Raw genomic sequence first — 23,048 nt, forward strand, 5'->3', positions numbered from 1 at the left:
GTGTGTCTCCTTGTGAAAACGAACGAAAGAAGCCGGGGCCTCAGGCCCCGATGTAAGCCTTGCGGACCGCCGTGTTGTTCATCAGGGCGTCGGGCGCGCCTTCCATGACGATGCGGCCGCTCTCGATGACGTAGGCGCGGTGGGCGATCTTCAGCGCCGCGTAGGCGTTCTGTTCGGCCAGCAGCACCGTGGTGCCCGCGCGGTTGATGCGCTGGATCACCTCGAACACCTGCTTGACCACCAGCGGCGCCAGCCCCAGCGAGGGCTCGTCCAGCAGCAGCGTCTGCGGCCGGCCCATCAGCGCGCGGGCGATCGCCACCATCTGCTGCTGGCCGCCGGAGAGCGACCCCGCCGCCTGGCCGCTCCGCTCGGCCAGGATGGGGAACAGGCTGTACACCTCGTCCAGCTTGCGCTGGTTGCCGGCCTTGTCGCCGCGGTGCACGTAGGCGCCCAGCATTAGGTTCTGCAGCACCGACATCTGCGGGAACAGCTTGCGGCCCTCGGGGCACAGCACCACGCCCAGCTCCACGATCTGCGAGGGCTTCATGCCCACCAGCTCCTGGTTGCGAAAGCGGATGCTGCCGCCGCTGGCGCGGTTCAGGCCGCTGGCGGTGAGGAAGATGCTGCTCTTGCCCGCGCCGTTGGCACCCAGCAGCACCACCAGCTCGCCGTCGCGCGCCTCCAGGTTGACGCCGTTCAGGGCGCGGAAGCTCCCGTAGTGCTGGCTGACGTTCTCAAACCTCAGCATGCTCGCTCCCCAGGTAGGCATCGATCACCGCCGGGTTGGCGCGGATCTCGGCGGGGCTGCCCTCGGCGATCTTCTCGCCGTAGTTCAGCACCATGATCTTGTCGGCCAGGCTCATGATCATGTCCATCTTGTGCTCGATCAGGCACACGGTCAGGCCGCTGGCGACCATCTTGCGGATCAGGTCGGCCAGGCCCTGCGTCTCGTCCGGGTTGACGCCGCCGGCCGGCTCGTCCAGCAGCACCAGGCGGGGGTCGGTGGACAGCGCCAGCGCGAAGGCGACCCGCTTGCGCTCCTCCTGCGAGATGTCGCCGGCCAGCCGGTGGGCGATGTGGGACAGCCCGACGAAGTCCAGCGCCTCGCGCGCCTTCTCGCGGCAGGTGCGTTCCTCCTCGCGCAGCCGGCGCGAGTTGAACAGCACGTCCACCAGGCCGGAACGCGTGCGCAGCCGGTGGCCGACGATGAGGTTGTCCAGCACCGTGGCCATGTCGAACAGGGTGGTGGTCTGGAAGGTGCGGGAGATGCCCAGCCGCGCCACCTGGTCCGACCGCAGGTGGGTCACGTCCTGCCCCTCGAAGCTGATGCTGCCGGAGGTGGGGCGGTGTACCCCGCTGATCAGGTTGAAGAAGGTGGTCTTGCCGGCGCCGTTGGGGCCGATGATGGCGTTGATCCTGCCGCGCTCGACCGTGGCGCTGACGTCGTTGACGGCGGCCAGCCCGCCGAAGCGCTTGGTCAGGTGGCGGATCTCAAGCATGGCTGCCTCCCGGCCGCGTGCCGACCTCGGCCGCGCTCGGGCCTGCGATGGGGGCGTTGCGGCTGGGCGCCGCCACGCCGGCTTCGCGCCGTGCCCGCCAGCCCAGCCAGGTGCCGACGATGCCGTGCGGCAGGAAGATCACCAGCAGCACCAGGATGGGCCCGAACACGATGAAACGGTACTCCTGCAGGAACTGCAGGTACTGCGTCAGCCAGGGCACGGCCAGCGCGCCCAGCAGTGGCCCGAGCAGCGTGCCCAGGCCGCCCACCAGCATGTACATGGTCATGTCGAAGGTGTGCTCCACCCCCGCCAGGCCGGGGCCCAGGAAGCGCACGAAGCCGGCGTACAGCCCGCCCGCCAGCCCGGCGTAGAACACCGACAGCATGAAGGCCAGCAGCTTGTTGCGCATCAGGTTGATGCCCAGCGACTCGGCCAGCTCGTCGCCGTTGCGGATGGCCATGAACGTGCGGCCCAGCAGCGAGGTGACGATGCGGTGCATGACCCACACGCCCAGCACCAGGAAGAAGAACACCAGGTAGTACAGCGAGCGCGGCGAGTCGAAGGCCAGCGGCCCGATGGGCGAGGGCGCGGGGATGCCGATGATGCCCACCGTGCCGTGGGTCAGGCCCTCCCACTTCTCGATCACCAGGAACATGATGTAGCCCACGCACAGCGTGAAGATCGAGAAGTAGTGCCCCTTCAGGCGCAGCGACACCAGCCCGATGAAGAAGCCCAGCACCGTGGCCGTGACGCCCGACAGTGCGAAGGCGATCCAGAACGGCACCTGGTGGTCCACCGTCAGGATGCCCACCGTGTAGGCGCCCACGGCCATGAAGCCGCTGTGCGCCAGGTTGAACTGGCCGGTGTAGCCGGTGATCAGGTTCAGCCCGACGGTGGCCAGGGCGAAGATGTAGGCCGTGGACATCACCGTGAGGTGGTAGTCGTTCCTGGCGAACCAGGGGAAGGCCAAGCCCAGGGCCAGCAGCAGCAGCCAGCCGGGCTTGCCGGTGAGGTACCTCATCAGTGCGCCCCCTTGGTGAACAAGCCCTGCGGCCGCAGCGACAGGATCAGCACCAGCAGCGCGAAGGCGATGATGTCCTTGTAGTCGGTGGAGATGTAGAAGGCGCCGAAGCTCTCGGCGAAGCCGATGATCAGCCCGCCGACGATGGCGCCCGGCACGCTGCCCATGCCGCCCAGGATGATGATGACGAAGGCCTTGGTGATGACCAGGTGGCCCATGGCTGGGTAGACCAGGTTGATCGGCGCGTACAGCGTCGCCGCCACGGCGGCCAGCGCGCCCGAGATGGCGAACGTCAGCATCGCGACCTTGTTGGCGTCGATGCCCACCAGCGAGGCGCCGTCGCGGTTCTGCGCCATCGCGATGATGGTCGAGCCGGTCACCGTGCGGCGCAGGAACAGCTGCAGCACGACCATGAGGCCGAAGGCGGCGGCGATGATGAGCAGTCGCTGCACCGGCGCGGTGACGCCGCCCAGGTCCAGGATGCCGGTGTAGGGCGTCTGCATGCGGTGGAAGTCGGCACCCCAGATGGCCTGTGCGCCCGCTTCCAGGAACAGCAGGATGCCGATGGCGGCGATCATGGGGTGCAGGCCCGAAGCCTTGCGCAGTGGGTGGAACACCAGCCGCTCGGCCAGGGTGGCGATGACCGCGACACAGGCCGCCGAGCCCAGCATCGCCAGCCAGTAGTTGAAGCCATAGGCCTTCATGAGGTGGAAGGACACGAAGGCCCCGGCCATGTAGAAGGCGCCGTGCGCGAAATTGGGCACGTGCAGGATGCCGTACACCAGGGTCAGGCCCAGCGCCACCAGGCTGTAGATGCCGCCCAGCGTGAGGCCGTTGAGGACTTGTTGGAGGAAGAGGTCCATGGATCGTGGTTGCGCGTGCTGCGCGCATGAGCCGAACCAATTTAGCGCCGCGTGCAGGCGCCAGCAACACGCAGGCGCTCCTGCGTACCGCACTGCGGAACGTCCCAGGGAAAACACCAGTTCGCTGCCGGCGTCGGGTGTCGCGCAGGTGCCTGCCTATCCTCAGCCGTAGGCGCGCGAGGGTGCCTTTCAGGCGGCCGTGGCGACGCGGCCGATCTCCGGCCAGCGCCGGTGCAGGAAGACCCAGGCGGCCAGCCCCACGCTCATCATCAGCAACGAGGCCACGGCCAGGCTGCGCGTGGAATGCATGACCAGCGGCGCGATGGCGCCGGCGACGATGCCGTTGGCGGTCGAGCCCACCACGGCCTGCAGCGAGGACGCCAGGCCGCGCCGCTCGGGATGCAGGTCCAGCACCAGCAGGGTCACCACCGGCACCATCAGCGCCCAGCCGAAGCCGAAGACGGCGATCGGGAACACGGCCCAGCTGGCCTGCGCGGGAAACAGGAAGTTGGCGGCCACGTTGAGGATCGAGACCGTCAGCATGATCACGAAGCCGTGCCGGATCTGCCGCTTGGGCGCGATGCGCCCGGCCAGGCGGCCGCTGGTGAAGGCGCCGCCCATGATGCCGGCGATGGTGAGCACGAAGAACCAGAAGAACTGCGTGGGCGCCAGGCCCAGGTGGGTGCCCAGGAACTCGGGTGCCGACAGCACGTACAGGAACATGCCGTTGAACGGGATGCCGCTGGCCAGCGCCAGCAGCAGGAAGCGCGGGCTGGCGCCCAGCTGCCAGTAGCCGCGCATCAGGTTGCGCACGTTGAAGGGCTGGCGCTGGTCGCGGTGCAGCGTCTCGGGCAGCAGCCGCCAGTTGGCCGTCCACAGCACCACGCCGATGGCCGTGAGGAACCAGAAGATCGCATGCCAGTCGGCATGCACGAACAGCCAGCCGCCGACGATGGGCGCCAGCGCCGGCGCCACCCCGAAGTAGATGGTGACTTGGCTCATCACCTTTTGCGCCTGGTCGGGCGGGAACATGTCGCGGATCACCGCGCGCGAGACCACGATGCCCGCGCCGGTGGACAGGCCCTGCAGGCCGCGGAAGAACACCAGCTGCCCGATGGTCTGCGACAGGGCGCAGCCGGCCGAGGCGAGGGTGAACACCGCGATACCCCACAGCACCACCGGTCGGCGGCCGAAGCTGTCCGACAGCGCGCCATGGAACAGGTTCATGAAGGCAAAGCCGAACAGGTAGGCCGACAGCGTCTGCTGCATCTGCACCGGCGACGCGCCGAGCGCGCGGGCGATGCCGGCGAAGGCCGGGATGTAGGTGTCGATCGAGAACGGGCCGAGCATGCCCAGCACGGCGAGCAGCACGGCCAGGGCCCAGCGCGGCGCGCGCCAGAGGGTGTGGGCGTCGGGATTCATGCCCGGGAGTATCACCGGGCAAGAGCCGGCCGCCGGCCGGCCCTGCGGGCGCTTACATCAGGCCGGATTCGCCGCGCGAGGTCTGGCCGTCGCGCACGGCGCTCACCGCCTGCGCCTTCACCGCCTCGCGGCTCATGTCCGAGGCCGCCGGGGTCATCACGCCGGTGCTGCCTTCGCTGATGCGGATGGGGTTGCGCGCTTCGGCACGCACCTCGGCGGCCGGGCGCGTCGACTGCGCTTGCAGCACATGCTGCGAACCGTCGGCCTCGTCGGCATGCGCGGCGGTGGCCAGCAGGGATGCGGCGGCCAGGGCCAGCAGGGAGAAGTTCTTCATGGTGAGTCCTCTATGTGTGTTGAAGGTACCTGCCTTACGCGCCGCAGGCGCCCGCTGGATTCAAGCTCTGCGTTAATTCTTTAGTTGGGCCTGACTGGGTTGTCGCCGAGTGAATGGGAAGTAAGCCCAGATGCATGTGACAAACTGCCGCTTACCAGCAACAAGATGCGAGAAGCGCTAGCACTTGCTACTCATCGGCAAAGACAATGCGCCCCAATGCTCCGTTCCAGCTCTTGGCAGGAAAGGACGCCGCGTCGGTGAGGGAAGGGCGCGCAGAAATGAGAAAAGAACATCCGTTGAGAGGGCAGCGTGGCTTCACGCTGATCGAGCTGATGATCGTGGTGGCGGTCGTCAGCCTGCTCGCCATGGTGGCGTACCCGTCCTATGTGGACCACGTGCGCCGCGGCAAGATCGCCGCAGCCCTGGGCGAGATGAGCGCCGTGCGCGTGCGGATGGAACAGTTCTACCAGGACAACCGCCATTACGGCTCCACGGCCAGCAGCTGCGCCCCGGGCATGCCGTCGGCCCCGGGCTTCGCCTTCAGCTGCGCCTGGGGCGCCGGCGGCACCTCGCAGTCCTTTCTCGTGACCGCCACCGGACAGGCCGACATGGCCGGCTACGTGTACACGGTCAACGAGACCGACCAGCAGCGCACCGTGGAGTTCGCCGGCGCCACCGTCAACGCGGCCTGCTGGCTCAAGAAGAAGGGTGCATCGTGCTGAAGTGCCTGCACCGTGGCGTGACGCTGATCGAGCTGCTGACCGTGGTGGCCATCCTGGCCATAGGCGCCACCCTGGCCGCGCCCGGTGCCAGCCAGATGCTCACCAATCGCAAGGTGCAAGGCGCGGCCCAGAGCATCCTGGACGGGCTCAACCACGCACGCGCCGAGGCAGTGCGGCGCAACGCGGCCGTGCGCTTCACGATGCGGGCGGACGGCACAGGCTGGGAGGTGACCCGGGTCACGCCCGGCGAGACGCTGCAGTCCTATGCCAGCACGGACTGGCTGGGACTGACGCTGTCCTACACGGACGCGGTCCGGTCCGTGACCTTCCTGCCCACCGGCCTGCTCAACCCGGGCACCCAGCTGTCGCAGGTCACGATCTCCGGCGCGGCGGCCGATTCGCGCACGCGGCGCGTGAACGTGTTCGGCGGCGGCCTGATCCGCATGTGCGATCCCGCCGTCACGACCGCGGCGGACCCGAGGAGGTGCTGATGCGACACGCGGTCTCCTCGCTTGCGCCGGCCCGCGGCGTCGCCATGGTGGAGGTGCTGGTGGCGGTGGTCATCTTCGCCCTGGGCGTGCTGGGGCTGGTGCGGTTGCAGGCCACGGCGGTGAAGATGTCGACGGATGCGCGCCAGCGCGCCGAAGCCACCTTCCTCGCGGACCAGCTGCTGGCGCGGATGCTGATCGCCGCGCCCGCCGACGCGATGAGCTTCCGGCACATGGCCGACGGGACCGTGGCCTGCTCCCCCACCGGATCGGCGTCGACCCACCCGGTTGTCACCGACTGGCTGTCGCAGGTCACGGCTGCCTTCCCCCGCGCGACCGCCGCCGAGCAGCAGGTGATCGTGTCCGGCTCGCCACCGGACGAGGTGACGGTGCGGCTGTGCTGGCGCAACGGCGAGGGCGACACGCCCCACACGCTGGAACTCGTCAACCGGGTGCAATGGCCATGAACGCACGAAGTCTCCACCGCCGGCCGCTGCCGGCCCGCAGCCGCGGCGTCACGCTGGTCGAGCTGATGGTCGCCAGCGCCCTGGGGCTGCTGGTGGCGCTGGCCGTGACCACCGCGGTGGTCAGCTCCGGCCGGCAGTTCTCCATCATCAGCGCCAACGCCACGGCGCAGAACAGCGCGCAGATCGGACTGTCGCTGCTGGACCTGGCGGGCCGCGGCGCCGGGGCCGGGTTCTACGCGAACCGGCAGCCGCTGTGCCCGACCTGGAACGCCTACAACGGCTCGGCTCTGGTGTCCAACGGCGGCCGCTTCATGCCGGCGCGCATCACCGACGGGGGCAGCGCCGGCGCGTCGGACACTGTCGTCTTCACCGGTGGCTCGGGGGCACGCGCGCTGACCGCCGCGCCCGTGATGATGAACACGACGGGCAGCAACATCCAGGTGGCCAACGCCGGGGCTTTCGCCGACAACGATTACGCGTTGCTGGGCGCTCCGGGCTCGGGCCAGCCTTGCACGCTGTTCCAGGTCACGGGAGCACCTACCGCCACGTCGGCCTGCGGTGGCAATGCCAACGAGTGCCAGGTGCTGGTGCGCAACCCGAACCAGGGGCTCAATCCCGGTCCTACCGCGTTCACCAACAACCCAACGTTCGGGTTCAGCAGCGGCGGCGGCGCCCATGGCCCGGCGACGGTCAGCCGCGTCGGTTCGGTGGCGAACGGCTTCCGCCAGGATGCGTTCACCGTGCAGTGCGCCTCGCTGGTGCGCTACAACGCCTTCGTCACGGCTGCGCTGCCGCCGTGTACCGCCGCCCCGCTCGCCTTCGGCGCCGGCGTGGACGCCATCGCCACCGACGTGGTGCTGATGCACGCGCAGTACGGCGTGAGCAACTCACCGGCCAGCGACGTGGTCGAGCAGTGGGTGAATGCCAGTGGCCCAACCTGGGGCGGCACGCCGGCCGAGGCCGACATCTCGCGCATCAAGGCCGTGCGGATCGTGCTGGTGGCCCGCGGGCGGGAGCCGGACGGCGCCATGGTGAGCGTCGCCTGCACCAACACCGCCGGGGTGGCCAACACCGGCCCGTGTTCCTTCGAGGATGCGGCCGCGCCGGTGATCGACCTGAGCAGCGTCCCCGTCCCCGCCGGCCGCGGCTGGCAGAACTACCGCTACCGGGTGCATGCGGCCGTCATCCCGCTGCGCACCGTGATCTGGAGCGATTGATGCGGCCAAGGCAACAGCAAGAGGGCATGGTCCTCATCGTCGTGCTGGTGGTGCTGGTGGTGACCCTGCTTGCCGGCATGGGCGTGATGCGCACGGTGCAGACCGGCAATGCGATGGCCGGCAACTTCTCCTTCCGGCAGGCGGCCATGCAGGCGTCGGACCGGGCCATGACGGACGCCTTGAGCGAAGTGGCCAACCGCATCAGCGGAGGGCAGGGCAACAACGCGGTGGCCCACCGCTACCTGTCCGTGATCGACGGCACCGTCGACGCGCTCGGCATGCCGGCATCGATCGACTGGGCGCAGGTGCGCTGCACGGACGAGCGCGGCGTGCTGCTGACCGATTGCGCCGCCGACACCGGCAACTACCGCATCCAGTACGTGGTGGAGCGCCGGTGCGCGGCCAACCCCGACCTGGCCGACATCCTCGACATCCGCTCGCGCTGCGAGTACGAGCCCCAGGCCACGGCCGTGTCGGCTTCCACCACGGCGCTGCGCTACCGCGTGCTGGTGCGGGTGCGCGGCCCGCGCGGCACCGAGTCCTGGTTCGAAGCCATGTTCAGCGGCCCGGCCTCGACCTGACCGCGCCACAGGAGTCCGTGATGACCCACCTCTTTCGCAGGATCGCGCCCGGCCGCGGTACGGTTGTGCTGGCCGCGCTGGCGCTGGCCTTCGGCGGCGCGCTCGCGCAGAAGATCGACGACGTCCCGCCCGCGGTCCAGAACAACGTCGCTCCGAACTTCATGTTCATGATCGACAACTCCGGCTCGATGAACAACATCGTGCCGGCGGCGCCGTATTCGCCTTCGGCCACTTACTTCGGCAACTGCAGCAGCCCGATTCCAATCCCGCCTTCGGGTGCCAACCCCCCGTCCATCGATATCCGCGTCGTCGATGGTGAGCCGCGCTTCGTCTCCAACGGCACGACGTACCGGCATGTCACCGTGGACAGCAGGGGTCGCTGCTTCCACAACAACGTCACGTACAGCGCCCGGTTGCTGGGCAACGGGGGTTCCAGCGATGACCGCATGCCCACGGGTTACCTGGACTCGGAATACAGCGGCCACTTCCTGAACTGGTATTTCGGCAATTACGGCGGTCCGGTCACGGGCTGGGGCAACCGCAAGCGCTTGGCGTCGGGCCTGGTCGAAACGCGCATGGAGATCGCCCGCCGTGCGGCCAAGAGCACCATCGATTCGCTGCCGGTGCAGGCCACCGGTGCGCGCCCGGTGGTGCGGGTGGGCCTCAGCAGCTACCGACGCACGTCGGACGGCGGGGCGCTTCGTGTCGATATGAGTGACTTCAATGCGGCCTTGCGCAGTTCCCTCAAAACCAGCATTGATGCTCTTCAGGCCGAAGCCTCGACGCCGCTGGCCTCCACGCTGGCCGACATCGGGCGCTACCTGGCCACCGGCTACAACGGTGACATCACGACTGCCCGCACCAACAGCGTCAACATCGACACGCTGCTGCGCCTGAACGGTACGGACAACGCCACACGCAATGCCTGCTTGGCCGGCGCCGCGTCATGCACCGGCAGTTCGTCGCCCCGGCCCATCCAGTACTGGTGCCAGCGCTCGTCCATCTTCGCCATGACCGACGGCCGCCCGCAGAGCGATCGCGCTTTCAACAGCAACACCTACATCCGGGACTATGACGGCGACTGCTCCGGTGTGAACGACACCAACTGCGTGAACAAGGGCGCGGCGGGTTCCTGGGACCGCAAGATCGGGCGCACCTATGAGAGCGCAGGCTCCGACTACATGGACGACGTGGCCAAGCTGCTGTTCGACGCCGACTGGCGGCCGGACCTGGCCAAGCCCGCGCCCACGGGCTCGGAGCCGCGGGCCAAGAACAACATCAGCACCTACATGATCGGCTTCGCCGACCCGACGGTGCAGAACGACCCGCTACTGATCAACACGGCGCGGCAGGGCGGCGGCAAGTTCATCGCCGCCACCGACTCCGACACCCTGGTCGACGCCTTCCGCACCGTCATCGCCGATGCCATCGCCAAGGACGCCGCCGCCGCCGCGGTGGCCGTGACCAACGCGCAGATCACGGCCGGCACGGTGGGCTACGCCTCCAGCTACAAGTCGGGCAGCTGGTACGGCGACCTGGAGGCCTACTCGCTGGACATCACCACGGGCCTGCAGAACGGCACGGCGAGCTGGTTCGCCAAGGACCGGCTGAACGCGATGGCGCCGGCGTCGCGCAAGATCGCCTCCTGGAACGGCACGACCGGCGTGCCTTTCACCACCGCCAGCGGCACGGCGCTGCGCGCCACCACGCCCGGCCTCACCGACGCCCTGATCGACTATACGCGCGGCGTGCGCCACGGCGAGGACGTGAGCTTCCGCGCGCGCACCTTCCTGCTGGGCGACATCATCAACGCCGAGCCGGTGGTGGTGAACTACCCCGCCGGCCCGGTCGTGTACCAGGCGGCCAACGACGGCATGCTGCACGCCTTCGACGGCCGCGTGGAGGCCAGCGCGGACACCCGGGGCCAGGAGCTGTGGGCCTACGTCCCGCGCCTGATCCACGGCAAGCTGGCTGGCCGCGCCAGCCTGGCCTTCGAGCACGAATACCTGGTGGACGGCACGCCCGCGACGGCGGCCGTCACGGGGGTGGGGGATGTCCGCCACCTGCTCGTCGGCGGGCTGGGCAAGGGCGGTGCCGGTTTCTATGCCCTGGACGTCACCAGCGGCACTGCGGCCACGGAGGCCGACGCCGTCGCCAAGGTGCTGTGGGAGTTCCGGCCGGCGAACATGGGCTATTCCTTCGGCATCCCCTTGATCGTGAACACCTCCGCCGGATGGAGGGTGGTGGTGACCTCCGGCTTGCGCAACGACACCGGCAGCGAAGGCCTGGGCGGTGACGGCCGGGGCCGGGTGTGGGTGCTCAATCCCGCCAACGGCAACGTCGAGAAGGAGTTCATCACACCCGCCGGCTTCGGCAGCGCCGCCGCCGGCCTGGGACTTGCCCACCTGGCCAAGCCGGCGAACCTCGCCGCCAGTGCCGTGGTGCGCCATGTCTACGGGGGCGACCTGCAGGGCAACGTCTGGCGCTTCGACCTGAACGCGCCCACGCTCTCGGCGCCGGTGCGCGTGGCCGCGGCGGTGGACCGTGCCGGCCTGCCCCAGCCCATCACCGCGCCGCCGGTGGTTTCCCCGGTCCTCGGCAGCGCGACCCGGATGTTCATCTACTTCGGCACCGGCCAGTACTTCTCCATCGACGACGTGCCGGGGACCGGGGCGCCCAACGCCAATGCCAGCCAGCAGCAGACCATCTACGGCATCGTCGACGACACCAGCGTGGCCTCGCCCGCGCTGCCGGACATCCGCGGCTCCAACGGGGCGAGTTGCCCCAGCAACGGCGGCAACGGCGAGCTGGTGTGCCAGTTCGCCACCCAGTCCACCCCGGGCGGCCCGATCAACGTGAGCCACAACGCCGTGGACCTGAGCAGCCGGCGTGGCTTCTACCTCGACATCCCGATCGCGGGCGGCCGGGTGAACACGCAGCCCGCGCTGACCGCGGGCGGTACGCTCGTCATCGTCGTCAACCAGCCTTCCAATGCGGACTGCAACCCGGGCGGCTCCAGCTACCTGTTCCAGCTGTCCGCCGCCACCGGCGGCGCGGTGATCAAGACCCCGGGAGGCAGCGACTACTACGATTCCGTCTTCTTCATCGCCAACGCGCTGTCGAGCCGGCCGGTGATCGTGATCACCGCCAATGGGCCGCGCGCGCTGCTGCGGCTGTCGGACAAGACGACGCAGAGCCGCGAGATCGACGAGACCGCCAACAGCAACCCGGCTTTCCGCCGGATCTACATGCGGCCCCTGAACTGAGGCGCGGCAGCAGGTCCCCGGCTCACTTCCCGGAGCTGTAGAAGGTCGGTGCAGGGTCCGCCTGCGTGGCGGGGGCGTTCGAGCAGACCCGCTCGATCAGCAAGAACAGCTGGTCGAACTCGATGGGTTTGACCAGGTGGTGGTCGAAGCCGGCGTCCGAGGAGCGGCGCAGGTCCTGCGGTTGGCCCCAGCCGGTGACGGCGACCAGGGTCCGGCCCGACCCGCCGGGCTGCTGGCGGATCAGGCGCGCGGCGTCATGGCCGTTCAAGCCCGGCATGCCGATATCGAGCAGCACCAGGGACGGGCCGAATTCCTGGACGGCGCGCACCGCGGCTTCTCCATCATGCACCTGGCGCACCTCGTGCCCGAGGAGCTCGAGCAGCTGGGTGAGCGACGAGGCGGCGTCCTCGTTGTCGTCCGCGACCAGGATGGACAGCTTGGTGCTGCTGGTGGAAGGGGTGTGTGAGGGCGGCAGCGAGGGGGCCTGCTCGGTGCCGCTGCTCGCCAACGGGAGCTGGACCAGGAAGCGGCTGCCCAACCCGGGCCCCTCGCTCTGCGCCTTGACGCTGCCGCCATGCAGCCGGATCAGCTGCTGGGTGAGCGACAGCCCGATCCCCAGGCCGCCGCGCGAGCGCGCCAGGGCCGACTCCACCTGCGAGAACATCTCGAAGATGGTCTCCAGCCGGTCGGCCGGTATGCCTATGCCGGTATCCCGCACCGTGACGATCACGTTCTCCCGCTCCACCGCGACCACCAGCTCGATCCTGCCGCCGGGTTCGGTGTACTTCACCGCGTTGACGAGCAGGTTGGTGAAGGCCTGCGCCAGGCGCGTGCGGTCCCCATCCACCAGCAGCTTGGTATCCGGCAGCAGCACCGCCAGCTCCAGCCCCGCCTCCTTGGCCGACGAACGGATCGCGTCCAGCGCATCGATCAGCGCCTCGTTGAGCGGCATGAGCTCGCGCCGCAGCTCGATGCGGCCCCGGTTGATCCGGCTGACGTCCATCAGGTCGTCGATCAGGCGGCTGAGCAGGCGCACCTGCCTGTCGATGATGGAGGAGGCCCACTGCAGCTTGTTGGCATCCAGCCGGTTGCGCTTGATCAGCTCGACGGCGCTGCGCACCGGCGCCAGGGGATTGCGCAGCTCGTGCGCCAGGGTCGCGAGGAACCCGTCCTTGCGGCGATGCTCCTCCAGCAGCCGCTCCTCGCTGGCCCGCAGCTCGGTGGTGCGTTCCATCACCCGCCGGTCCAGCGACGCATTCAGCTCGCTCAGGCGGGCTTCGGCATTGCGCCGCTCGGCCACCTCGCCCAGCAGCAGGCGGTTGGCCGCGGCGAGTTCGCGCCCCTTGCGGTGCAGCTCGGCGAAGACGGCCACCTTGGAGCGCAGGACCGCGGGCTTCACCGGCTTGTGCAGGTAATCCACCGCGCCGGAGCCGTAGCCCTCCAGGATGTGCTCGTCCTCGTTGTAGTAGGCCGTCAGGAAGATGATGGGGATGCGGGCCGTCTTCCTGCGCTCCTTGACGAGCTGGGCCACCTCGAAGCCGCTCATGCCGGGCATGCGGACGTCCAGCACCAGGACGGCGAACTCCTCCTGGACCAGCGCCAGCAGGGCCTCCTCCCCGGAAGAGGCCCGCACCAGCCGGTAGCCGGGGTCGTCCAGCACGCTCTCCAGCACCGTCAGGTTCTTGGGCTCGTCGTCGACGATCAGGATGTTCACGAGGGAAGCCGCATCCGGCTGCTCCCGCTCCTGCGTCGCCGCATCCTGGGTGTTGTTCTTGGTGTTCATGGGCATGGAGGGTCAGCGGTACAGCCAGACGCGCATGAGCGACAGCAGCTGGTTGGTGTTCACGGGCTTGGAGATGTAGTCGCTGGCGCCCGCGTCCAGGCACTTCTCGCGGTCTCCCTTCATCGCCTTGGCCGTCAGCGCCAGGATGGGCAGGGTGCGGAAGGCCGGGTCCTTGCGGATCTCGCGCATGGTCTCGTAGCCGTCCATCTCCGGCATCATGATGTCCATCAGCACCATCGTCAGGTCGGGCGTGCTGCCGATGATGTCGATGGCCTGGCGGCCGTTGGTGGCGCTGAGGACCTCCATCTCGTGGTTCTCCAGCACCGAGGTCAGCGCGAAGATGTTGCGCGCGTCGTCGTCCACCACCAGGACCTTGCGCCCGCGCAGCACCTCGGAGGAGTTGTGCAGCCGCTCCAGCATGGCCTGCTTCTCGGCGGGCAGCTGGGTGACGACGCGGTGCAGGAAGAGGGCGGTTTCGTCGAGCAGGCGCTCGGGCGAGCGCACGTCCTTGAGCACGATGCTCTTGGCCATGGTGTTCAGGCGCGCCTGTTCGTCGTGGCTGAGGTCCTTGCCCGTGAACACGACCACCGGCACGCTGGACAGCGCCGACTCGGCACGCAGCCGCTCCAGCAGCTCGAAGCCCGTCATGTCCGGCAGCCGAAGGTCGAGCACCACGCAATCGAAAGGCTGCCTGCGCATCGCCGCGAGGGCCGCGTCGCCGCTGCCGGCCGCCACGATGTCGATGTCGTCGTAGCCCAGCAGCTCGATGACGGCATCCCGCTCGATGTCGTTGTCCTCCACCACCAGCAGGCGCTTGGGCCGCGGCGCGGTGAAGGCCTTCAGGCGGTCGAAGGCCGCCTCCAGGTTGGTGGTGGTGGGCTCCTTCAGCAGGTAGGCGAAGGCGCCATGCGACAACCCGTGCTGCCGCTCCTCCTCCAGCGTGACGATCTGCACCGGGATGTGCCGCAGCGCGGGATCGAGCTTCAGCTGGTTGAGAACCGTCCATCCCAGCATGTCGGGCAGGAAGATGTCCAGCGAAATGGCGGCGGGGTGGTACTGGCGCGCCAGCGACAGGCCCATCGCGCCTTTGGTCGCCACCAGGCCCTTGAAGCCCTTATCGCGGGCCAGGCCCAGCAGGATGCGCGCGTAATGCGGGTCGTCCTCGATCACCAGCATGACGGGATCGCCCGAGTCGATGCTGTCCCGGTCGTCCGGGATGTGCTCCTCCCGCACCGCCGGCAGGGTGAGCACCGGCTTGGCGGCGCCGGCACCGTCGCCCGAGTTCTTCGCGTTGCGCACGGCCGTCGCCTGGTCCGGGCCGGCGTAGTGCAGCGGCAGGTACAGCGTGAAGGTGCTGCCCTGGCCGTGGACGCTCTGCAGCTTGATCTCGCCCCCCAGCAGCACGGCCAGCTCGCGGCTGATGGCCAGGCCCAGGCCGGTGCCGCCGTACTTGCGCGACGTGCCGGCGTCGGCCTGCTGGAACGCCTCGAAGATCAGGCGCTGCTTGTCGGGCGGCACGCCGATGCCGGTGTCCTCCACGGCGAACGCCACCACGTGCTGGGCCTGGCTGAGCACCGGGTGGTCCTGCGACCAGCCGCTGGCGGACAGGCCCACGCGCACCTCCACCTGCCCGTGCGAGGTGAACTTCACCGCGTTGGACAGCAGGTTCTTCAGGATCTGCTGCAGGCGCTTGGGGTCGCTGTCCATGGAACGCGGCAGGTCGTCCGCGAAGCGGATGTGGAACGGCAGGCTCTTGGCTTCGGCGACGTGGCGGAAGTTGCGGTCGATGCTGTCGCGCAGCCCGTTGAACGAGATCTCCTCGACGTCGACCGACACCGTGCCAGACTCGATCTTGGACAGGTCCAGGATGTCGTTGATCAGGTTCAGCAGGTCGCTGCCGGAGGAGTTGATGTTGCGCGAGAACTCCACCTGCTTGGGCAGCAGGTTGCCGGCCCCGTTCTCGGCCAGCTGCTGGCTCAGGATCAGGATGGAGTTGAGCGGGGTGCGCAGCTCGTGCGACATGTTGGCCAGGAACTCCGACTTGTACTTGGAGGTGAGCGCCAGCTCGGACGCCTTCTCCTCCAGCGCGCGGCGGGCCTGCTCGACCTCGGCGTTCTTGCGCTCCACCTCCTCGTTCTGCTGCGCCAGCAGGCGGGCCTTGGTGCCCAGCTCCTCGTTGGTCTGCTGCAGCTCGATCTGGCGCGACTGCAGCTCCACCGTCAGCTGCTGCGACTGCGTCAGCAGGCCCTCGGTCCGCATGGTGGCCTCGATGGTGTTGAACACCGCGCCGATGCCCAGCGCCAGCTGGTCCAGGAAGTTCAGGTTGACCGGGCTGAACGGGTGCAGCGAGGCCAGCTCGATCACCGCCTTGGTCTGGTTCTCGAACAGCACGGGCAGCACCACGACGCTGACCTGCCGCGCCTGGCCCAGGCTGGAACTGATGGTGACGAAGTCGGCCGGCACGTCGGTCATCAGGATGCGCCGGTTCTCCAGCGCGCACTGGCCGACCAGGCCCTCGCCGAGCGCGATGGCCGGCGCGAGCTTCACGGTGCCGGCCTGCGCGTAGCTGGACAGCAGCCTCAGCTCGTCCTGGCCGTCGGTGCCATGGCTGTTGTGGTAGATGCTTCCCTGGTGGGCGTTGACCAGCGAGGCCAGCTCGGACAGCAGCATCTTGCCCACGGTGGACAGCTCGCGCTGGCCCTGCAGCATGCCGGTGAAGCGCGCCAGGTTGGTCTTGAGCCAGTCCTGCTCGCGGTTGGATTCCGTGGTCTCGCGCAGGTTCGAGATCATGGTGTTGATGTTGTCCTTGAGTTCGGACACCTCGCCGCGCGCATCGACCTGGATCGAGCGCGTCAGGTCGCCCTTGGTCACGGCCGTCGCCACTTCGGCGATGGCGCGCACCTGCGTGGTCAGGTTGGCGGCCAGCAGGTTCACGTTGCCGGTGAGGTCCTTCCAGGTGCCTGCGGCGCCGGGCACGTGGGCCTGGCCGCCCAGGCGGCCCTCCACGCCGACCTCGCGCGCCACGTTGGTCACCTGCTCGGCGAAGGTCGCCAGCGTGTCGGTCATGCCGTTGATGGTGTCGGCCAGCGCCGCCACCTCGCCCTTGGCCTGCACGGTCAGGCGCTGCGTCAAGTTGCCGTCGGCCACCGCCGTCACCACCTTGACGATGCCGCGCACCTGCTCGGTGAGGTTGGAGGCCATGAAGTTGACGTTGTCGGTCAGGTCCTTCCAGGTGCCGCCCACGCCGGCCACCTGGGCCTGGCCGCCCAGCTTGCCCTCGGTACCCACCTCGCGCGCCACCCGCGTCACCTCGCCGGCAAAGGAGTTGAGCTGGTCCACCATGGTGTTGATGGTGTTCTTGAGCTCCAGGATCTCGCCCTTGACGTCCACCGTGATCTTGCGGTTCAGGTCGCCGCGGGCCACGGCGGTGGTCACCTCGGCGATGTTGCGCACCTGCGAAGTGAGGTTGGCGCCCATGGTGTTGACCGAGTCGGTCAGGTCCTTCCAGGTGCCGGCCACGCCGGGCACCACGGCCTGCACGCCCAGGCGGCCTTCGGTGCCCACCTCGCGCGCCACGCGCGTCACCTCGGAGGCGAAGGACCGCAGCTGTTCCACCATGGTGTTGATGGTTTCCTTCAGCTGCAGGATCTCGCCGCGCACGTCCACCGTGATCTTCTTGGACAGGTCGCCGTTGGCCACCGCGATCGTCACGTCGGCGATGTTGCGCACCTGGTTCGTGAGGTTGGAGGCCATGGAGTTGACGTTGTCGGTCAGGTCCTTCCAGGTGCCGGCCACGCCGGGCACGGCCGCCTGGCCGCCCAGCTTGCCCTCGGAGCCCACCTCGCGCGCCACCCGCGTCACTTCCGACGCGAAGGCCGACAGCTGGTCCACCATGGTGTTGATGGTTTCCTTCAGCTGCAGGATCTCGCCCTTCACGTCCACCGTGATCTTGCGGCCCAGGTCGCCGCGCGCGATGGCGGTGGCCACGTCGGCGATGTTGCGCACCTGGCCCGTGAGGTTGTTGGCCATGGAGTTGACGTTGTCGGTCAGGTCCTTCCAGGTCCCCGCCACGCCTGGCACCACGGCCTGGCCGCCCAGCTTGCCCTCGGTGCCCACCTCGCGCGCCACCCGGCTGACCTCCGCCGCGAAGGAGCGCAGCTGGTCCACCATGGTGTTGATGGTCTCCTTGAGCTCCAGGATCTCGCCGCGCACGTCCACCGTGATCTTCTTGGACAGGTCGCCGTTTGCCACCGCGATCGTCACTTCCGCGATGTTGCGCACCTGGCCCGTGAGGTTGGAGGCCATGGAGTTGACGTTGTCGGTCAGGTCCTTCCAGGTGCCGGCCACGCCTTCCACCGCCGCCTGCCCGCCCAGCTTGCCGTCGGTGCCCACCTCGCGCGCCACGCGGCTCACCTCGCCGGCGAACGCGTTGAGCTGGTCCACCATGGTGTTCATGGTCTGCTTGAGCTGCAGGATCTCGCCCTTGACGTCCACCGTGATCTTGCGCGAGAGGTCGCCGCGGGCGATGGCGGTGGCCACGTCGGCGATGTTGCGCACCTGGCCGGTGAGGTTGGACGCCATGAAGTTGACGTTGTCGGTCAGGTCCTTCCAGGTGCCGCCCACGCCGGCCACCTGGGCCTGGCCGCCCAGCTTGCCCTCGGTGCCCACCTCGCGCGCCACGCGGGTCACTTCGGACGCAAAGCCGTTCAACTGGTCCACCATGGTGTTGATGGTGTTCTTCAGCTCCAGGATCTCGCCCTTGACCTCCACCGTGATCTTGCGCGAGAGGTCGCCCTTGGCCACGGCGGTGGTCACCTCGGCGATGTTGCGCACCTGGCCCGTGAGGTTGTTGGCCATGGAGTTGACGTTGTCGGTCAGGTCCTTCCAGGTGCCGGCCACGCCGCGCACCTGGGCCTGGCCGCCCAGCTTGCCTTCGGAGCCCACCTCGCGCGCCACGCGCGTCACTTCGGAGGCGAAGCCGTTGAGCTGGTCCACCATGGTGTTCAGGGTGTTCTTCAGCTCCAGGATCTCGCCCTTGACGTCCACCGTGATCTTCTTGGACAGGTCGCCGTTGGCCACGGCGGTGGCCACGTCGGCGATGTTGCGCACCTGGGCCGTCAGGTTGGACGCCATGGAGTTGACGTTGTCGGTCAGGTCCTTCCAGGTGCCCGCCACGCCCAGCACCTGGGCCTGGCCGCCCAGCTTGCCCTCGGTGCCCACTTCACGCGCCACGCGGGACACCTCGCCGGCGAAGCCGTTCAACTGGTCCACCATGGTGTTGATGGTGTTCTTCAGCTCCAGGATCTCGCCGCGGACGTCCACGGTGATCTTCTTGGACAGGTCGCCGCGGGCCACGGCGGTGGTCACCTCGGCGATGTTGCGCACCTGGCCCGTGAGGTTGGAGGCCATGAAGTTCACGGAGTCCGTCAGGTCCTTCCAGGTGCCGGCCACGCCGGGCACGGCCGCCTGGCCGCCCAGCTTGCCCTCGGTACCCACCTCGCGCGCCACCCGCGTGACCTCCGAGGCGAAGCCGTTCAACTGGTCCACCATGGTGTTGATGGTGTTCTTCAGCTCCAGCACCTCGCCGCGCACGTCCACCGTGATCTTCTTGGACAGGTCGCCGTTGGCCACGGCGGTGGTCACCTCGGCGATGTTGCGCACCTGGCCGGTGAGGTTGGACGCCATGAAGTTGACGTTGTCGGTCAGGTCCTTCCAGGTGCCGGCCACGCCCGGCACCTGGGCCTGGCCGCCCAGCTTGCCCTCGGTGCCCACCTCGCGCGCCACGCGGGTCACTTCGGACGCGAAGCCGTTCAACTGGTCCACCATGGTGTTGATGGTTTCCTTCAGCGCCAGGATCTCGCCCTTCACCTCCACCGTGATCTTGGAGGAGAGGTCGCCCTTGGCGATGGCGGTCGCCACGCCGGCGATGTTGCGCACCTGGCCGGTGAGGTTGGAGGCCATGGAGTTGACCGAGTCAGTCAGGTCCTTCCAGGTGCCGGCGATGCCCGGCACCTGGGCCTGGCCCCCCAGCTTGCCCTCGGTGCCCACCTCGCGCGCCACCCGCGTCACCTCGGAGGAGAAGCCGTTGAGCTGGTCCACCATGGTGTTGATGGTTTCCTTCAGCTCCAGGATCTCGCCCTTGACCTCCACCGTGATTTTGCGCGAGAGGTCGCCCCGCGCCACGGCCGTGGTCACCGTGGCGATGTTGCGCACCTGCGAGGTCAGGTTGTTGGCCATGGAGTTGACCGAGTCGGTCAGGTCCTTCCAGGTGCCGGCTACGCCCGGCACCACGGCCTGGCCGCCCAGGCGGCCGTCGGTGCCCACCTCGCGGGCCACCCGCGTCACTTCCGAGGCGAAGGAGCGCAGCTGGTCCACCATGGTGTTGGTGGCCTCCTTGAGCTGCAGGATCTCGCCGCGCACGTCCACCGTGATCTTCTGCGACAGGTCGCCGTTGGCCACGGCCACCGTCACGTCGGCGATGTTGCGCACCTGCGCCGTGAGGTTGCCGGCCATCTGGTTGACCGAGTCGGTCAGGTCCTTCCAGACGCCCGACACCCCCTTGACCTGGGCCTGGCCGCCCAGCTTGCCCTCGGTGCCCACCTCGCGCGCCACCCGGGTCACTTCCGAGGTGAACACCGCGAGCTGCTCGATCATGGTGTTCACCAGCTTGGCCGAGCGCAGGAACTCGCCCTTGAGCGGGCGTCCGTCCACCTGCAGGTCCATCGGCAGGCCCAGGTCGCCCTTGGCCACGGCGCCGATGGTGCGGGCGATGTCCGTGGTGGGGCGCACCAGGTCGTCGACCAGGGTGTTGACCGAGTCCACCTGGGCGGCCCAGCCGCCCGCCGCCGCCGGCAGGGAGATGCGCTGCATCAACCGGCCTTCCTTGCCCACCGTATTGCTCAGCCGGGCCGCCTCGTTGGTGATGCGCTCGGCGTTGCCGATGCACTGGTTGAACGCCTCCGCGATGCGGCCGTCCGTTCCCGTCCAGGTGGCCGGCAGGCGAGCCTTGAACTCGCCGTTGGCGAAGGCCACCAGCGCGGCCAGTATCTGCCGCGACTGGGCTTGCGCCTGCGCCGCGTCGAGGGTGTCGATGGGCGCGATGCGCGAGGCGGGCTTCCTCGAAGAAGAAGCGGCATTGGCCTGGGCGGGGCGTTTCTTGGCCGCGGTAGGAGTGACGGGGTCCATGGGCGGATTCCTAGAGAGAGAGAGGCAGGCTCGGCAAGCCGAGCCGGATGCATGCGGCGCGGATTGCCGAGCCATGCAAAGAACCCGGTAGTGTCTTCGCAATCGCCTACAAAGGATGTAGGACCGGTCTTACGACGAGGATATGTATCGATGAGCTTGACAGCTATGTACAACCAGCTCATCCGAACTGCTCGGCCGCCCTTCGGCGCGCCGTCGAGCCCAGGGCGGCGCACAGGAAATCCACGAAGGCGGTGACGCGGCGCGCCTTCTGGTGGCGCTGGGGATAGACCGCGTAGATGTCCGCCGGCGGGGTCGCATAGCCTTCGAGCACCTGGCGCAGGCGGCCGCTGCGCAGGTACTTGGCGATGTCCCACTCGGCGCGCATGAGGATGCCGTGCCCGTCCAGCGCCCAGGCCACGGCGATGTCGCCGTCATTGGTGCTCATCAGTCCCGTCACCTTCACCGATTCGGTGCGGCGGCTGGAGGCCAGGCGCCAGAGCCCGTAGGCGTCGTCGCCGTGGTGGATGCTGATGCAGTGATGCCGCACCAGGTCGGCCGGCGTACGCGGCGTGCCGTGGCGGGCCAGGTAGGCCGGTGACGCGCACAGCAGGCGCCGGTTGGGGGCGACCTTGCGCGCGATGACGCGCGCATCCGGCGGCTCGCCGAAGCGCACGCACACGTCGAACGCATCCTCGGACAGCGGCGGCGGCGTTACCGACAGGTGGAACTGCACCTGCACCTCCGGGTGGGCCTTGCAGAACCGGGAGATCACCGGGGCGACATGGCTGCGGCCGAAACCCAGGGTGGCGTTCACCCGCAGCAGCCCGCGCGGCTGCGCCATCGACTGGCTCAGCTGGTGCTCCACATCCTCGATGTCCGCCAGGATGCGCCGCGCCTGCGTCAGGTACTCCTCGCCTTCGGGGGTGAGGGCGATCCGCCGGGTCGTGCGGTTGAGCAGCTGCACGCCCAGCCGCGCCTCGAGCAGGGCCAGCCGCCGGCTCACCGCCGGCGTCGTGAGCCCCAGCTCCCGCGCCGCCGCCGACAGGCTGCCGCAGCGCATCAGCAGGTGGAAGAAGGCCATCTCGGCCGAGGCATTGGTGATCTCGGTCATTGTGAAATCCAGTTGAACAATGCTGTAAGCGCCACGCGATTATTCAGCCGGGATCCGACGTAGAGTCCGCCCATCGGCTGCCCATGGGGCGGCGACCCGAGGAGACAAAGTGAACCTTCCGCCGCCCGCCCTGTCGCGCCGTTCCCTCCTGGCCGGCCTGTCCGCGCTGGCGCTGCCGGTGCGCGCCCAGGCCTACCCGTCCAAGCCCGTGACCGTCGTGGTGCCCTACGCGGCCGGCGGCACCACCGACATCGTCGCGCGCCTGGCGGCCCACTCGCTGAGCACCCTGACCGGCAAGACCTTCGTGGTCGAGAACAAGGGCGGGGGCAGCACCACCATCGCCACCGGCCTGGTCGCCAAGGCGCCGGCCGACGGCTACACGCTGCTGGCCAACGAGATGACGCAGACCATCGTGCCGGCGCTCTTTCCCAAGCTGCCGTTCGACCCGATCAGGGACCTGGCGCCGGTCACCGTCTTCGCCGAGGCGCCCTACGTCCTGGTGGTCAACGCCAAGGTGCCGGCCAACAACCTGCGCGAGCTGGTGCAGCTCGCCAAGGCGCAGCCCGGCAAGCTCAACTTTGCCTCCGGCGGCGCCGGCAGCGGCCCCCACATCGCGGGCGAGTTGCTGAAGGCCGTGGCCGGTATCGACATGGCGCACGTGGCGTACAAGGGCTCGGGCCCGGCGGTGTCCGACCTGCTGGGCGGCCAGGTGGAGGTGCTGATCACGGCGGCGCCGACGGTGGCGGCGCAGATGGGCTCCGGCCGTATGCGCCCGCTGGCGGTGGCCCATGGGCAGCGGCTGTCGTCGCTGCCGGACGTCCCCACCGCGGCCGAAGCCGGCTTCCCGGGCTTTCTCATCGCCAACTGGTTCGGGCTGGCCGCGCCCAAGGGCACGCCGGCGGAGGTCATCGCCTTCCTGCACGCCGAGGTGCAGAAGATGATCCGGCGGCCCGAGGTGCGCGAGAAGCTCGTGGCCGCCGGCGCCGAGCCCGTCGCCATGACGCCGGACCAGGCGGCGCGCCATATCGACGCGGAGGCGCGCCGCTGGGGCGAGCTGATCCGCAAGGCCGGCATCAAGGTGGACTGAGC

General features: G+C 68.8%; 16 protein-coding genes. 7 read left to right on the forward strand and 9 right to left on the reverse strand.

The genetic code is table 11. From position 1 onward, the window contains the following. Positions 1–40: 40 nt before the first annotated feature. The 6 genes from RTA_RS06255 to RTA_RS06280 form a co-directional block, all read right to left on the reverse strand. The gene (locus RTA_RS06255) at positions 41–748 is read right to left on the reverse strand and encodes an ABC transporter ATP-binding protein (protein ID WP_013900541.1); all 708 of its coding nucleotides are present in this window, start codon (positions 746–748) and stop codon (positions 41–43) included. Next, entirely contained in the window at positions 735–1,499 is a 765-nt protein-coding gene (locus tag RTA_RS06260; protein ID WP_013900542.1) for an ABC transporter ATP-binding protein, read from the reverse strand. The genes RTA_RS06255 and RTA_RS06260 overlap by 14 nt, the downstream gene beginning before the upstream one ends. Continuing rightward, the gene (locus tag RTA_RS06265; protein WP_013900543.1) at positions 1,492–2,520 is read right to left on the reverse strand and encodes a branched-chain amino acid ABC transporter permease; all 1,029 of its coding nucleotides are present in this window, start codon (positions 2,518–2,520) and stop codon (positions 1,492–1,494) included. Before RTA_RS06265 ends, RTA_RS06260 begins: the two co-directional genes overlap by 8 nt. Then, the gene (locus tag RTA_RS06270) at positions 2,520–3,383 is read right to left on the reverse strand and encodes a branched-chain amino acid ABC transporter permease (protein ID WP_041675116.1); all 864 of its coding nucleotides are present in this window, start codon (positions 3,381–3,383) and stop codon (positions 2,520–2,522) included. The genes RTA_RS06265 and RTA_RS06270 overlap by 1 nt, the downstream gene beginning before the upstream one ends. Before the next feature lie 189 nt (positions 3,384–3,572). Further along, positions 3,573–4,805, reverse strand: a complete 1,233-nt coding sequence (locus tag RTA_RS06275; RefSeq protein WP_013900545.1) for a multidrug effflux MFS transporter — start codon at positions 4,803–4,805, stop codon at positions 3,573–3,575. Between the two features lie 52 nt (positions 4,806–4,857). Further along, entirely contained in the window at positions 4,858–5,139 is a 282-nt protein-coding gene (locus tag RTA_RS06280) for a hypothetical protein (protein ID WP_013900546.1), read from the reverse strand. Between the two features lie 296 nt (positions 5,140–5,435). Between RTA_RS06280 and RTA_RS06285 the strand changes: the two genes are divergently transcribed. The 6 genes from RTA_RS06285 to RTA_RS06310 are packed head-to-tail and all read left to right on the forward strand — an operon-like array spanning position 5,436 to position 11,880. Continuing rightward, positions 5,436–5,861 carry a type IV pilin protein gene (locus RTA_RS06285; RefSeq protein WP_226986126.1) on the forward strand — a complete coding sequence of 142 codons (426 nt, stop codon included), beginning with the start codon at positions 5,436–5,438 and terminating at the stop codon, positions 5,859–5,861. After that, positions 5,855–6,352, forward strand: coding sequence for a GspH/FimT family pseudopilin (locus tag RTA_RS06290; RefSeq protein ID WP_013900548.1), 498 nt, complete (start codon positions 5,855–5,857; stop codon positions 6,350–6,352). Before RTA_RS06285 ends, RTA_RS06290 begins: the two co-directional genes overlap by 7 nt. Continuing rightward, the gene (gene pilV / locus RTA_RS06295; protein WP_013900549.1) at positions 6,352–6,816 is read left to right on the forward strand and encodes a type IV pilus modification protein PilV; all 465 of its coding nucleotides are present in this window, start codon (positions 6,352–6,354) and stop codon (positions 6,814–6,816) included. Before RTA_RS06290 ends, pilV begins: the two co-directional genes overlap by 1 nt. Beyond that, a complete protein-coding gene (locus RTA_RS19670) occupies positions 6,813–8,033 on the forward strand; it encodes a PilW family protein (protein WP_013900550.1) in 1,221 nt (406 codons plus the stop codon). The genes pilV and RTA_RS19670 overlap by 4 nt, the downstream gene beginning before the upstream one ends. Positions 8,034–8,059: 26 nt before the next feature. After that, the gene (locus RTA_RS06305) at positions 8,060–8,614 is read left to right on the forward strand and encodes a hypothetical protein (RefSeq protein WP_049871232.1); all 555 of its coding nucleotides are present in this window, start codon (positions 8,060–8,062) and stop codon (positions 8,612–8,614) included. A 20-nt stretch (positions 8,615–8,634) separates the two neighbouring features. Continuing rightward, positions 8,635–11,880 carry a pilus assembly protein gene (locus RTA_RS06310; protein WP_013900552.1) on the forward strand — a complete coding sequence of 1,082 codons (3,246 nt, stop codon included), beginning with the start codon at positions 8,635–8,637 and terminating at the stop codon, positions 11,878–11,880. A gap of 22 nt (positions 11,881–11,902) precedes the next feature. On the opposite strand, the gene RTA_RS06315 is transcribed toward RTA_RS06310, so the two are convergent. From RTA_RS06315 to RTA_RS06325, 3 genes are all read right to left on the reverse strand, one after another. Next, the gene (locus tag RTA_RS06315) at positions 11,903–13,663 is read right to left on the reverse strand and encodes a response regulator (RefSeq protein WP_013900553.1); all 1,761 of its coding nucleotides are present in this window, start codon (positions 13,661–13,663) and stop codon (positions 11,903–11,905) included. A 12-nt stretch (positions 13,664–13,675) separates the two neighbouring features. Beyond that, entirely contained in the window at positions 13,676–20,848 is a 7,173-nt protein-coding gene (locus RTA_RS06320; protein WP_013900554.1) for a HAMP domain-containing protein, read from the reverse strand. 178 nt (positions 20,849–21,026) lie between these two features. Then, complete coding sequence (locus RTA_RS06325; protein ID WP_013900555.1) at positions 21,027–21,959, reverse strand: LysR family transcriptional regulator; 933 nt, start codon at positions 21,957–21,959, stop codon at positions 21,027–21,029. A 109-nt stretch (positions 21,960–22,068) separates the two neighbouring features. Between RTA_RS06325 and RTA_RS06330 the strand changes: the two genes are divergently transcribed. Next, positions 22,069–23,046, forward strand: coding sequence for a Bug family tripartite tricarboxylate transporter substrate binding protein (locus RTA_RS06330; protein WP_013900556.1), 978 nt, complete (start codon positions 22,069–22,071; stop codon positions 23,044–23,046). Positions 23,047–23,048 lie beyond the last annotated feature (2 nt).

The organism is Ramlibacter tataouinensis TTB310, from assembly GCF_000215705.1.
Lineage (GTDB): Bacteria > Pseudomonadota > Gammaproteobacteria > Burkholderiales > Burkholderiaceae_C > Ramlibacter > Ramlibacter tataouinensis.

Excerpts from the sequence above, each read along its gene's own strand:
- RTA_RS06255 (WP_013900541.1), bottom strand. The coding sequence starts at position 748 with ATGCTGAGGTTTGAGAACGTCAGCCAGCACTACGGGAGCTTCCGCGCC.
- RTA_RS06260 (WP_013900542.1), bottom strand. The coding sequence starts at position 1,499 with ATGCTTGAGATCCGCCACCTGACCAAGCGCTTCGGCGGGCTGGCCGCC.
- RTA_RS06265 (WP_013900543.1), bottom strand. The coding sequence starts at position 2,520 with ATGAGGTACCTCACCGGCAAGCCCGGCTGGCTGCTGCTGCTGGCCCTG.
- RTA_RS06270 (WP_041675116.1), bottom strand. The coding sequence starts at position 3,383 with ATGGACCTCTTCCTCCAACAAGTCCTCAACGGCCTCACGCTGGGCGGC.
- RTA_RS06275 (WP_013900545.1), bottom strand. The coding sequence starts at position 4,805 with ATGAATCCCGACGCCCACACCCTCTGGCGCGCGCCGCGCTGGGCCCTG.
- RTA_RS06280 (WP_013900546.1), bottom strand. The coding sequence starts at position 5,139 with ATGAAGAACTTCTCCCTGCTGGCCCTGGCCGCCGCATCCCTGCTGGCC.
- pilV (WP_013900549.1), top strand. The coding sequence starts at position 6,352 with ATGCGACACGCGGTCTCCTCGCTTGCGCCGGCCCGCGGCGTCGCCATG.
- RTA_RS19670 (WP_013900550.1), top strand. The coding sequence starts at position 6,813 with ATGAACGCACGAAGTCTCCACCGCCGGCCGCTGCCGGCCCGCAGCCGC.
- RTA_RS06305 (WP_049871232.1), top strand. The coding sequence starts at position 8,060 with ATGGTCCTCATCGTCGTGCTGGTGGTGCTGGTGGTGACCCTGCTTGCC.
- RTA_RS06310 (WP_013900552.1), top strand. The coding sequence starts at position 8,635 with ATGACCCACCTCTTTCGCAGGATCGCGCCCGGCCGCGGTACGGTTGTG.
- RTA_RS06315 (WP_013900553.1), bottom strand. The coding sequence starts at position 13,663 with ATGAACACCAAGAACAACACCCAGGATGCGGCGACGCAGGAGCGGGAG.
- RTA_RS06320 (WP_013900554.1), bottom strand. The coding sequence starts at position 20,848 with ATGGACCCCGTCACTCCTACCGCGGCCAAGAAACGCCCCGCCCAGGCC.
- RTA_RS06325 (WP_013900555.1), bottom strand. The coding sequence starts at position 21,959 with ATGACCGAGATCACCAATGCCTCGGCCGAGATGGCCTTCTTCCACCTG.